Origin of the sequence: Ectobacillus antri, assembly GCF_003852715.1 — a bacterium.
In the GTDB taxonomy this organism is placed as follows: Bacteria; Bacillota; Bacilli; order Bacillales; family Bacillaceae_G; genus Ectobacillus; species Ectobacillus antri.
Genome location: NZ_RIAV01000018.1, coordinates 1 through 12,077, shown reverse-complemented (window position 1 = coordinate 12,077; position 12,077 = coordinate 1). Strand labels below are relative to the sequence as shown.

The 12,077-nt window shown below is 36.9% G+C and carries 15 protein-coding genes and 2 pseudogenes; 2 read left to right on the top strand and 15 right to left on the bottom strand.

Annotation, left to right across the window (positions count from 1 at the left end; all coding sequences use genetic code 11):
• Positions 1-2: 2 nt before the first annotated feature.
• From arsD to EEJ45_RS13905, 4 genes are all read right to left on the bottom strand, one after another.
• A complete protein-coding gene (gene arsD / locus EEJ45_RS13920; RefSeq protein WP_124565419.1) occupies positions 3-362 on the bottom strand; it encodes an arsenite efflux transporter metallochaperone ArsD in 360 nt (119 codons plus the stop codon).
• A 66-nt stretch (positions 363-428) separates the two neighbouring features.
• Positions 429-857: an arsenate reductase (thioredoxin) gene (gene arsC / locus EEJ45_RS13915; protein WP_124565418.1), complete on the bottom strand. Its 429-nt coding sequence runs from the start codon at positions 855-857 to the stop codon at positions 429-431.
• Between the two features lie 21 nt (positions 858-878).
• Entirely contained in the window at positions 879-1,940 is a 1,062-nt protein-coding gene (gene arsB, locus EEJ45_RS13910) for an ACR3 family arsenite efflux transporter (RefSeq protein ID WP_124565417.1), read from the bottom strand.
• 23 nt (positions 1,941-1,963) lie between these two features.
• Positions 1,964-2,308, bottom strand: a complete 345-nt coding sequence (locus EEJ45_RS13905; protein ID WP_124565416.1) for an ArsR/SmtB family transcription factor — start codon at positions 2,306-2,308, stop codon at positions 1,964-1,966.
• 493 nt (positions 2,309-2,801) lie between these two features.
• Here EEJ45_RS13905 and EEJ45_RS13900 point away from each other — a divergent pair, with 493 nt between their 5' ends.
• Positions 2,802-3,602: a hypothetical protein gene (locus EEJ45_RS13900; RefSeq protein ID WP_124565415.1), complete on the top strand. Its 801-nt coding sequence runs from the start codon at positions 2,802-2,804 to the stop codon at positions 3,600-3,602.
• Positions 3,599-4,225 carry a hypothetical protein gene (locus EEJ45_RS13895; RefSeq protein WP_124565414.1) on the top strand — a complete coding sequence of 209 codons (627 nt, stop codon included), beginning with the start codon at positions 3,599-3,601 and terminating at the stop codon, positions 4,223-4,225. Before EEJ45_RS13900 ends, EEJ45_RS13895 begins: the two co-directional genes overlap by 4 nt.
• Before the next feature lie 219 nt (positions 4,226-4,444).
• Here EEJ45_RS13895 and EEJ45_RS18755 read toward each other — a convergent pair.
• The 11 genes and pseudogenes from EEJ45_RS18755 to EEJ45_RS13840 all read right to left on the bottom strand — a co-directional run.
• A pseudogene (locus EEJ45_RS18755) lies at positions 4,445-4,669 on the bottom strand (HepT-like ribonuclease domain-containing protein); the annotation flags it as partial.
• 100 nt (positions 4,670-4,769) lie between these two features.
• Entirely contained in the window at positions 4,770-5,072 is a 303-nt protein-coding gene (locus EEJ45_RS13885) for a nucleotidyltransferase family protein (RefSeq protein WP_124565413.1), read from the bottom strand.
• A gap of 269 nt (positions 5,073-5,341) precedes the next feature.
• A complete protein-coding gene (locus EEJ45_RS13880; protein ID WP_124565412.1) occupies positions 5,342-5,623 on the bottom strand; it encodes a DUF3986 family protein in 282 nt (93 codons plus the stop codon).
• 360 nt (positions 5,624-5,983) lie between these two features.
• Complete coding sequence (locus EEJ45_RS13875) at positions 5,984-6,217, bottom strand: helix-turn-helix domain-containing protein (RefSeq protein ID WP_124565411.1); 234 nt, start codon at positions 6,215-6,217, stop codon at positions 5,984-5,986.
• Positions 6,218-6,768: 551 nt separating this feature from the next.
• Complete coding sequence (locus tag EEJ45_RS13870; protein WP_124565410.1) at positions 6,769-7,308, bottom strand: hypothetical protein; 540 nt, start codon at positions 7,306-7,308, stop codon at positions 6,769-6,771.
• 8 nt (positions 7,309-7,316) lie between these two features.
• Positions 7,317-8,093, bottom strand: a pseudogene (locus EEJ45_RS13865) (RHS repeat-associated core domain-containing protein); the annotation flags it as partial.
• A gap of 105 nt (positions 8,094-8,198) precedes the next feature.
• A complete protein-coding gene (locus EEJ45_RS13860) occupies positions 8,199-8,534 on the bottom strand; it encodes a hypothetical protein (protein WP_124565409.1) in 336 nt (111 codons plus the stop codon).
• A gap of 59 nt (positions 8,535-8,593) precedes the next feature.
• A protein-coding gene (locus EEJ45_RS13855) for an IS3 family transposase (protein WP_124565408.1) occupies positions 8,594-9,744 on the bottom strand; the annotation gives its coding sequence in 2 pieces (ribosomal slippage) (positions 8,594-9,495 and positions 9,495-9,744; 1,152 coding nt in all).
• A 116-nt stretch (positions 9,745-9,860) separates the two neighbouring features.
• The gene (locus tag EEJ45_RS13850) at positions 9,861-10,874 is read right to left on the bottom strand and encodes a leucine-rich repeat domain-containing protein (protein ID WP_124565407.1); all 1,014 of its coding nucleotides are present in this window, start codon (positions 10,872-10,874) and stop codon (positions 9,861-9,863) included.
• A 111-nt stretch (positions 10,875-10,985) separates the two neighbouring features.
• Positions 10,986-11,351, bottom strand: a complete 366-nt coding sequence (locus EEJ45_RS13845; RefSeq protein WP_124565406.1) for a ribonuclease E inhibitor RraB — start codon at positions 11,349-11,351, stop codon at positions 10,986-10,988.
• Positions 11,352-11,371: 20 nt separating this feature from the next.
• Positions 11,372-12,077, bottom strand: a 706-nt coding sequence (locus EEJ45_RS13840) for an RHS repeat-associated core domain-containing protein (protein WP_164464292.1), incomplete at its 5' end; no start/stop codon positions are given.

Sequence of the window (12,077 nt, the reverse complement as noted above, 5' to 3'; positions counted from 1 at the left end):
TCTTATTTGTTAATGTTCAAACTTAAACGCACCTTGGGCTTTTGACTCAATTGTTCTTCTGGTATACCTGTCAGTTCTGCTAGCTCCGTGTTTGTTGGATACCCTTGCTCCTTGATAGCCGTACCATCAACTAAAACGATAGGTAACACATCTGGCCCCTTTTCCATTAACAGTTGACTAATTACCTCATTGTTTACAAACGCATCAGGTTCACTGCCTAAGTTGTAACGAACGATGTCTACACCTTTCTTTTGTAAATTTTGAACAGCTACCGAAATACGAATAAGCTCCGGGTCAATACTAGGACCGCATACACCTGTTGGACAACACATTGCTGGGTCAAAGATTTCAATTTTTCTCATGCATTAGCACCTCCTATAAAATGAGCCGAGAACAAGTTCTCGGCTTTTTTGCTCATTTCAATGAGCTTATTGCTCGTTTGGAAACTTACCGTGCTCGGCAAAATACTTCATCGCGTCACGAATCTCATCGCGTACGCGCTGGAATTCGGACCACTCTTTACCTGCCGGATCATCAAATCCTACATGAATCTTACGTGCATTTGCTTTGTTCGGTCTGACAGCTGGGCAATGCTCCGCCGCATGACCACATAATGTAACAACTAAATCAGCATCATTTAAAATGTTTGGATCAATTACGTCAGACGTTTGATTTGTAATGTCTACGCCCGCTTCCTGCATAGCTTTTACAGCGTTGGGATTCAAACCATGTGCCTCAAGACCTGCGCTGTATACATTCCACTCGTCACCTAAGTATTGCTTTGCCCATCCTTCTGCCATTTGACTACGGCAAGAGTTACCTGTGCATAAGAAATAAATTGTTTTTTTGTTTGTCATGATGTGATTCCACCTTTTTTATTATGATGATGCGGTATGTTCCGCGAAATACTTACGTTTAAACCATAATGCTACATTAACTAATGCAATCATTACCGGCACCTCAACAAGCGGTCCAATAACGGCTGCAAAGGCAGCACCGGAATGAATGCCGAACACGCCAACCGCCACTGCAATCGCCAGTTCAAAGTTATTACTGCCAGCCGTAAAGGCAAGCGTTGTTGTAACCGGATAATTTGCTCCTATCTTCTTACCCATATAGAAGGAGATAAAGAACATTACAATGAAGTAGATCAACAATGGAATCGCAATTCGCACCACATCTAAAGGCAAGCTAACAATCGTGTCTCCCTTTAACGAGAACATCACGATGATGGTAAATAATAATGCGATAAGTGTAGTGGGGCTGATCTTAGGAATGAACACTTTCTCATACCATTCTCTGCCCTTCGCTTTGACTAACGTAAAGCGTGTCAGCATCCCCGCCAAAAACGGAATACCTAAGTAAATGAACACCGACTTTGCCACTTCAGCCATTGTGATGCTTACAACCGCACCTTCTAATCCAAGCCACTCTGGAATGATTGTTACAAACACATATGCATACACGGAGAAAAATAACATTTGGAACACGGAATTGAAGGCCACTAAGCCAGCAGCATATTCCGTATCACCTTTCGCAAGGTCGTTCCACACAATCACCATCGCAATGCAGCGCGCCAAACCAATCATAATGAGACCAACCATATACTCTGGCTTATCAGGTAAAAAGATAATCGCAAGTGCAAACATCAACACAGGACCAATAATCCAGTTTTGTACAAGCGATAATACTAATACCTTTACATCCTTAAACACACGGCCCATCTCTTCATAGCGTACCTTTGCTAGCGGCGGATACATCATCAATATCAATCCAATCGCTAGCGGGATAGACGTTGTTCCTACCTGTAGGCTATTAAGGCCATCGACAAAACCTGGCGCCGCAAATCCTAGCCCAATCCCCACCGCCATGGCCAAGAAAATCCAAAGCGTTAGATAGCGATCCAAAAAACCCAATCGTTTTTTCTCTGTATTCCCCATTTCCTCACTCCCTTTTCATGATGCTATAAACAACAACCAGTTGGGTTACTTAGCTCAATATGCTTAATCTTCTCTGTCTGCTCGGGAACATGCCGAAGTATCTCCTGCACAAGAGGGTATAACTCGCTTTGTGTATGCAAAGAATAATAAATCCACTGCCCTCTGCGTTCTTCTTTAATAAGACCGACGTCTTTTAATTTGCGCAGATGCTGACTAATGGAAGGCTGACTCGTATCAAATACTTCAGTAAACTCACACACACAGCACTCACGCTGCTGCAGAATTGCGATAATGGTTAATCTCGTTTTGTCACCTAACAGCTTTAACGTTTGTGCGGTTTTTTCTATATCTAGTATGGTTTGCTGCATACATACGCTCCTTTCTATTAATTTAACAAATAATTATATACTTATATATTTGATAAAAACATACTTCTTATACGGAGAGTAGCAACAGCTTCTACGCAAAACCTTATTTTCTGTCCTTTTCGTTGATAAGTATATAATCAAATACTTATATACTGCAAGTGAATAGTTCTACTTTAACATAATCTTTACATTTGGGCTGGGGCATAGAAAAAAGCAATACAGTATCTGTTCTATTGCTTTTGGCTCACCTAACTTTCTCATTCATTCTTTTAAGTACCATTCTATAGAACCGAAACTTCACATTAAACCTTATGAAAAGAAAAAGAGTTCTTTAGTTGCCTGTTTGGCAAGTAAAAAGTTCGTCATGACCCTTAAATAATTGAATTTTCATAATTATTTTTATTGGCAAAATACTAACCGAGATATATAATTTTTTATTAGTGGGACTTATATACATAATTCTACAAAATATCTACAGAAGGAGAAGTTAAGGATGAGAAAAACTGCAGCTATTTTAGTAACAGGTATTCTAGCATTCTCTCTTAGTCCCACCTCAGCATTTGCTGAAGATGGATCTACAAGTGAGCAATTCCCCACGCCACCTATTGAGGGGTACCAAGTTGTGACAGAGGAGAAGGAAACATCGTTAGATACAACAGCTACTCCTGCATTACAATATGAAGGCACAACTATCTATGAACCAACTTACATGGAAATCCAGATGGCAGCAAAAAAGAACGCAACTGATCCTATTCCCCCTGGTCCAAATTATTATCAAGAATATCCAGATGGTACAACATCCATTAGTAAATATGCCTATTCTAACGGAACATTAATTCAACAAGACCTTGATCAGGGGATAGCCAATTCAATTTGGAGTAATGGGGTTACTGTTGCAGGTTTTACTTTTAAGACTGGCGGCGGTGTCTTAGTTGAGTCTGCAAATAGACTAGTAACTAGCATAGATAAGTACCGTGAATCTACTGTTTATGCTTATAAATCTTATCGTTACATTGGAAAAAAAGCAAAGGTGTATAACCGTGGTTCTTGGTCGAAGTGGTATGAGGCAAAGTCTCGTGAGAACTTTGCACATACATACTCTTCTTGGGTAAATTCTTCTGGCTATACAAAGACAATACAAATAGACTTCACGCGCGATAATGGATATTATCCGGTAGTAACGAATTTCTCTCCTAACTATAACAATGATTCCGAACTGAAAAACCGGGCTTGGACTAACTGGTACAAGGGATATAAATACTATAGCTATCCGGAATACGGCTACAGACTATGATGAATTACATCTATCTTCTCTTATGCGGCTTCACTCTAATAAGTGCACTTACAACAGGCTGCTCTAACTCACAAGAGTCCAAGAAAGCAGAATCATCCCAAATAATTGTGCAGAGCGAATCAGATCAAGATGCATTAGAAAATCCTATAAATCAAGAATATGAAGATCTGTTTAAACAAGATATCAAATCATTTCCTCCAAGCACTGATTTATTTCAAACTTCTATTATAGTGATACAAACTAATGAGAATTATATAACTTTTGAAGTGATAATTGATCACCCCAAGCAGTTTATGAAAAATGTAACCATACTTGGGGCTCTCGAAAAGGAAGCATGGCGTAGCTTACATGCCCCATTCCTGACTATAACTAACTTAATGGAAATACAAAGTTACCCTAAATCAACTACATTAAAAAACTTTACGATTGGTCCAAATATAAAGGATATTAAAGGAATCTCATCTTCGACATCATTTATGCTAAACAAGGGAGTTGGTCTACAGGATGTATTAAAAGATAGTCCTTATATCTACGTAAAGGTTAGTTGGTTAGATGAAAGAGATATAGAGCAAGAGCAATACCTAAAGATAGCGAGTGACCAATTTAAAGTAAACCCTTTTTAGCTCCCAAACGAACTTGGAAACTCTAAGGCAGGATTTCTTTAGAGTAAGGTATGCGCCAAATACTCCCCACCTATGAATGAACTGCACCCCGATTGTTAGACACAACTAACAATCGGGGTGCAGTTCAGAAATTGGTGCGGAGTATTTTATGCTTTATTTAGCTTTTTCGGAACCCTCCATTCCTGAGCATTAGACTCATTTATGAATACTACCCAAATATTAGGATTCTTTTTCTATTATGGAAGCCATTTGCTTGCGAAGCAGTTGTAATTCATCTTTCATCGTTTCCCAAACTAATTCTAAATCAACAGCGTGGTACACATGTATCAATACATTTCGAAATGCAATCCAGTCCCTCCAAGACACTTCAGGATATTTACTTTGAAACTCTCTTGGAATCCGGTTCATTGTTTCACCAATAATTTCTAAACCCCGAATCGTGGCTTTTTGAGTTTTTCAATCCTGTTCATATTGCTCAAAAGATAAGCCTTCTATAAAAGAAAGTGTTTCATCAATTTCATTTATTATGTCGTTGATATGAATTCTATAATCCTTGGACATACCGAATATCCTCCTTGATATGAGGTTGTATTTCTTTACGAATACTTTCACTCGTCACGAGGTCAACCTCCCTGCCTAACAATCCTTCCAAGTAGAATTTCAGTCCCATGTACGATTTGAATTTTTTATGTCCATCATTAAACTTCACCAGTATATCAATATCGCTTGTTTCTGTCGCATCTCCTCTTGCAAAAGAACCGAAGATCCCTAACTGCTCAACGTTAAATTGCTTAATATCCATTGCCCGTTCTTGTAATTTTTTGAACAATTCTTCGTTATCCGTCATCGCAATTATCCCTCCTTCTTTTACTTTTAATGTTATTGCACCATTTCTTGCTTCAACAGGTGCATATTCTTTGGATTTCCCGAAAGCTTAGCAGTAAATCAATTCCAACATCTCTAATTTGACCGCTCCCCTAACGGAGGGGTACATAAATGGGGGAATATAAAAACACCAATAGCCTGCGCTATTGGTGCTTAATTACTCCGATACACATCCTGTGTCTACTTTCTTTACCTAATATCATTAGTTATTATAAGATTTATCATTGGAGTCTATATGTAGTTAATAATTTTTGCATCTTGTAACCACCTTTTAAAAAAAGCAGCTCCTTCTTCAAATAATAAATTGTTAGTATATATCACTCCAATTTCATGTCCGTATCCTGGAATATAAGGATATTGTTCAGGAACATGAACATCTTTGTAGTGTTCTGGTTCAAAAAATATATCCCATTCATCTATTCCTTCTTTTTTGTAACCTATCGCTTCTAGATCATAGTCATTTTCATAATAACCAATGTGTGCATGTTGGTGTTGTTCATATATGCTCTTCATAAAACCGGTCCTCTTTTCTTCAAAAATTCAGTAACATACCTTTATCAGTAAATTGTAAGTGAGGAGAAGAAATGCCTTCTGTATATCCCATACGGTCCTGGTCGATATAACGTCACATTATTAGCATTGGGAAATGCCTCAAAGCACAGAAATGGGAAGGGCTTGAAGCCTCTCCCGCTATTATCATGTATGCATCTTTTTATACACACTTAACATGGCTACATTTAGGAATGGAACATGTTTCTGCAAACTGCATGAAATTTTGCATATCCTCATTGTATAAAATTCGCATTTTGCCACAAGAACTCCTTCATAGATAAAAATTGTCAATGAATAGACTATAGTGAGTTGAAACAGAATTTATAAATAGGTAAAGAAAAAAGGCCTCTGACACCAGAGACCCTTCGTATGTATCCTAAGATTTTGTTTGCAAAGGGCACACATCTCATTGCTGATGTGGTTCCGTACTGTTTTCTCGCTGATGAACAATTCGCCGGCAATTTCTTTCGTCGTCTTGTCTTGCACAAGCAGCTCGAATACTTCCCTCTCACGTTTCGTAAGTAACGGTTTAGATCCAAAGTCTTTTTCCTTCAACTGTATAACCCTCCTTGCCTGCCCTGAGCCAAATTGGGATTTGGGTATTCATTTAGTCTTTGTATTGTATGAACACATGTGACTCGTGGTGCATACATCACGGCAGTTTTTTTGGGAGGGCGAAGGGTTGCTCGTTCTTGTTATGTATAGGGGCCTTCCATTAGTTTATGCAGGGTGGTGGACGGATATGTCAGCTGGTTGAAAAGTATAGGATGCTTAATCACCTTCTGAGCATTCAATGCATCTGAAGATGGATTTTGACCATATCAGTATTCTGTTTTTACTACACTGCATTCCTTTTATGTTCTATGCGAAAAATTCTCAACAAAAGAGCAATTAAACAATTTCTTTGACAGCTCTGTGATTAATATACTGTGTCTACTTTTTTTACTTAATATCACATAAAAAAGCACGCCACCCTTTCTTAGTAGGATAAGAAAAAAGAATGACGTGCTTTTGTACTTGAGGACAATTAATTTTTTAACCGCATGGATATACAAAGCTTTCCACCTTAGAGTTTACACTAAAATCTATTCTTATGATTTTTAATCCTATTCCTCATAAATTCGCATTATTGGATCTTGATCATGATAGGCTATACATAATGGAAGATTTATATTAAATTTAGTAGCTATTTCTCTAAAAACTACTACTGTTCTAGCAATAAGATAGAGTGTTACTCCTATATTTAGACTGTTATTAAATCCACCTTTATTGTCATACAAATTACTAAATTCTAATAAACATGGACCTGCAATACTTTCCTCCCACTCACATGCCCAATCATCATTTTCTTCGGACAGTGGATAGTATTCCGTACAAAGGTAGTATGTGCCCTTCCAATTATTATCCATATCATACTCAAAGTAAATGGCTTTAGTTTCAGAATCAAGTGAACTTTTAATTGCTTTTGTGAAAGCTTCACCTAATAACTCTTGATAATGTGTTGTATTAATATTTTTTATCTGTTCTGCCATATCTTTTCCAGATATTTGAACACAAACATTAAAATACTTTTGCTCTAACTCTACAGTATTTAGAGAAACTATATCACTTTGCATCTCATCTAAGTAATCAAAGATTAGAGTCATATATCATTTCATCTCCTATTTTTCCAATATCTTGAGTATAACATGTCTGGATTTTTTTGAACATGTTTCCTTAAACTCCTATAACTCCTTAAAAAAGCCTCCCTATCTCCTTTAGCATGTTTATCAATCTTTTTCATATTTCTTAACATATATTCATGATACGCATTAGGGTGACGTCCTTGATGTATCATCCTTTTTTTGTTCCAACCTGCATCTAAATCCAAATTATATTTATTGGCTATTTCTTGGAAGTGTTTTGTATAACGTTTGCTTTTATTTGTTGCAAAATGATGAACTTGAAAAGGTTTTTTAAAGGGTTTTATTGCTAATTTAGCGCCTTTTATTCTCGATCCACCAACAGCACCTAACGCAGCTGCACCTACTATACCTCCAACAGTAGCTCCTGCACGATAAGCCTTATATCCATCATATGCTGCAAACCCCGCATTCACAGCTAGCCAGAAAAAGTGCCCATCTGGGTCAATACCCATAACCGGATTATTATTTACATACGCATACCCATTTTGCGTAATCGGATCATCCGCGTCACCTGGATCTGGGTCTACCGAAATAAACACACCGTGCACCGGATGATAATACCGCGCCATGAGGTAATACATGCCGATTTCTTTATCATACATGTATCCCGCATATCCAAACGGATTATCTGCTGCGAAGCCTTCTGCACTACTTGTCAGCACATTGCCCCACGCGTCGTACGTATATTGCACCACGACTTTGCCTGTGCTGTCTGTCATCGCAATAACATCACCATAATGTAAAAAGGTCTTACGAATACATCTTCGCAAAACCTTTTCTTCTCAATATTATTATTTTACCTATTTAATTCTTTTCCTTTGCGCTATTACTTACAATTTCTTTGTATAGAATTAAGAGTAATCTCCGTTTTCATCAATACCAATAGGATAATATGGTAGTGAGTTTATAATTTCATATAAATTTTGATGTAATCCAGAAAGCCAATCTACGACAAAGTCTTTAGGATTAACATACTCTTCAATATCCTCGTTATCGTTTAATTTATCACACTCAAACCAATATCTTCTAAAAACATCGATAACTCTTCCTGATATAGCTAATTCATATCTGTATGTTTTATCACCTTCTGAGACATCAATGTTTTCTTTTTCTTCTTCAATAGCACTTTCTAAATCCTTAACATACTTTTCAAATAATAATTCATACTCTGTACTTTCATTTTTCATTATCTTAAGGCCTCCATTCTGGATTTGAGTCAATATGTTGGACACAAAAAAGTTAAGTTTTAAGCTGATTGTTTGATTTGATCTTCAATTGATTGAGGAGTTTGGTATCCCAGACTGCTGTGTATTCTTTTTCTGTTATACCAACCTTCAATAAACTGAAACATAGCTAGTTTGGCAGAGTGGTAGTCTAGATATTGCGCATGATTTACTTCTTCTTTCTTTAAAATGGCGTGAAATGACTCGATACAGGCATTATCATAAGGACAGCCTTTTTGGCTAAATGATTGAATGATGCCGTGAGATTGAATGTATTCTGTAAACACAGAGCTTGTATATTGGGAACCTAAATCCGTGTGCAGGAGTAAACCTTTGGCCGGCTTTTGTATAGAGTAAGCGTTTCCTAAAGCTTTCATTACTAAGTCTGTTGTCATCGAACGCGAAAATGAATAGCCCACAATTTTCTTAGAGTGTAAATCCATCACAGAAGCCAAGTAACACCAACCATCTCTCAATGTGTGAATGTAGGTGATATCTGCCACCCATTTTTCGTTGATCGTGGTGGTAGAGAAGTCTCTTTCCAACAGGTTCTTACGTTCCAGCACTTTTTCTCGGCTGGAATGAGGCCTGTATTTTTTCTTGGTAATCGAACGAATTTCTGCTTTTGTCATGAGACGCTGTACACGTTTCAAACTCACTGAATATCCACCTTTCAGGAGTGTTTGATGAATTTTAGGAGCTCCATACCGTTCTTTACTCTCTTGATGGATCTGAATGATTTTCTTGGTTAACTCTTGATTTTCACGTTCACAGTTTGACTCTGTTTTGTGTAATGAATGATAGTATGTACTTCTCGGAACAGCCAGCACGTCACACATCATCTGAACCGGGTACTGTTTCTTGTGTTCATCAATAAAATCGGTAAGCTCTGTATCGTTTACTTTTTCGCGAATATGGCCATAGCCTTTTTTAGGATTTCAATCTCCTGTTTTAATCGAAGGTTCTCCTTTTGAATGGCAGCCAGCTCTTTGGGAGTGAGGGATTCTTCCCCCGTTCCAATAGGAGTAAATTCTTTGATCCATTTATAGATCGTCACTTCAGAAACGCCATATTCGTTACTTAATTCTTTCACAGAGGTACCGGAATGATATAAGTCCACAACTGTTTTCTTAAAATCTTCATTGTATTTTTTGCCTGTATTTTTACGTTCCATACGGACACATCCTTCCTTGAACTACATTGTAAGGACTTAACTAAGATGTGTCCATAAAACTATACTAACTCCAATGATTAATTAGCACTATGTGTTCAATTATATGTACAATAAATTTAGTATGCAAATTTATGAAATTCATTTGCCAATTGCTTAAATGCATCATTTCTTTTTATGCTTCCAAAACCACAACCAACTTTTTTTACATTCTTGTTTGACAGTAACGGTATATAATCCTCAGGCTGCATATTTTGAGCTGAAGAATGGTAAAATTCGCATAGTGCTGGTGCAAACTCTAAGCTATCTAGGTTTTTCAATCCCTTCATATTTTCTAACTCAATTTTATAAAGATACCTCAAATCCTGTAATGAAGGGAGTTCCGTTACATTTGGCAATGCACCTAACGTTAAAGTCTGTAAGCCTGTGAGATGCGAAATAAATGAAAGATCCTGTAACTTACGAATTTGATATAAGTCAAGATGCTTGATATTGCTCATACCTTCAATTGCTTTAAAATTATGGATACCTCCAAAAGATATACATAAAGACTGTAAATTCCTCAATCGCTCTACATATTCCAAATTCGGTGTAGTCACAGATGTCAACATGAGTTTTTGTAAATGTATCAGATTTGCTAATGCTTCAATGTGCTTTTGGTGTCCGACCACACCTAAATCCTTAAGCTGTTTAAAACGTTCTATAGGCTTTAGTGTAGGTTTTTTAGAGCGAGTTTCTCCTATACCTAATGATTCCAAATCAATGGAAACTTCGTGCAAGGCATCAAAATTTTCTATTTCAAAAATATGAAAATGTAAAGATTTGAGTTGTCTTAACACAGCTAAGTATTCTAGACCTCTTGGCTCTTCTGATAAATCAATAGCAATATGTTGCACCTCATATAAAAATCTTAAAAAACTTACATCAAGATAGTCACCATATAACCTTAATGTGATATCTTTGCGCTCCTTAAACACAATTTTATTTAGTAAATCCCATGTGCCTTGAGATAATTCACATGCAATTTGAACAAACTTCACCTCTAAATTCATTGCAATTTTTTGTATAGAATCCTCAGAAATATTTTCATGAATGTGTACACGATCCGGGGAAAGAATTTCAAATTCGTTCATTCATACCTCCACTTTTAGTAATAGTTATTACAATGAATGATTCCAAAAAGGCAAGTAACCTTACAAATTCGTCGGCACTTGCCTTTTATACAGCTAATAAATGAAATACATTTATTCTATGACTTGTGTTTCCCAGCCATCATAGTCATCTGCCTGCCCTAATTCTTTGATTGCTAATTCTGTCATAAATCGAGTTAATTCAAATATTTCTTTTGCATTTATTCTGGAATTCTTGCCTGCCTTTAGCACTAAAAACTCTGTACCATCTTCATCTGTAACTGTAAAAGGTTCATATACATCAAACCCTTCTTGAAATAAAGTTTTAGCAACCTTATGAGCCATTTCTTCTGTTTTTGGGAAGAAATAATGTTGTAAATAATGTATTTTAAATATGTTAGATCCTGCTTCCTTTAAAGAAGCAATTGTTTCTAAGTCCCTTTCCTCACGCCAATTCTTATGTTCTTGAGACTCTAACATAAATTAATCACCCCATTTTATCAGTATCTTTTAATTCCATACTTCTTCCAGTTCTTTTCACTTATTTGGTGTCGTTTATTTTCCAATACACCTTTATATCTTTTTGGATATCCATATCTATTAATCATGTTTTGTTCTAACACATTTAGAGGTCTACCAGGATTAGCCCTTCCAATTACCCTGAAAGTATAAGTGTTTCCAGGATTTTTTTTATGATGTTCTTTTTGCCTCGCCATATATCTAGAAAAACTTTTAGCTTGACCTACATATTTTCCACCTGTATTTGAAGTCCTTAAATATACAAATCCTTTACCTTTACTTCTTTTTAGCGCTGTAGCACCTATCTTACCTGCTAACTTAAACCTACCACCGCCAATTGCACCAAAAGCAGCCTTTCTTACAATTGTTCTAGCGTTTGCTCCAGATTTATAAGCAGAATAGCCATCATATACTGCGAACCCAGCATTTATTACAACCCAAAAGTAATGACCATCTGGATCTACATATACTACTGGATTATTATTCGCATACGCATACCCATTTTGCGTAATCGGATCATCCGCGTCACCTGGATCTGGGTCTACCGAAATAAACACACCATGCACCGGATGGTAATACCGCGCCATGAGGTAATACATGCCGATTTCTTTATCATACATGTATCCCGCATATCCAAACGGATTATCTGCTGCGAAACCTTCTGCACTGCTTGTCAGCACATTGCCC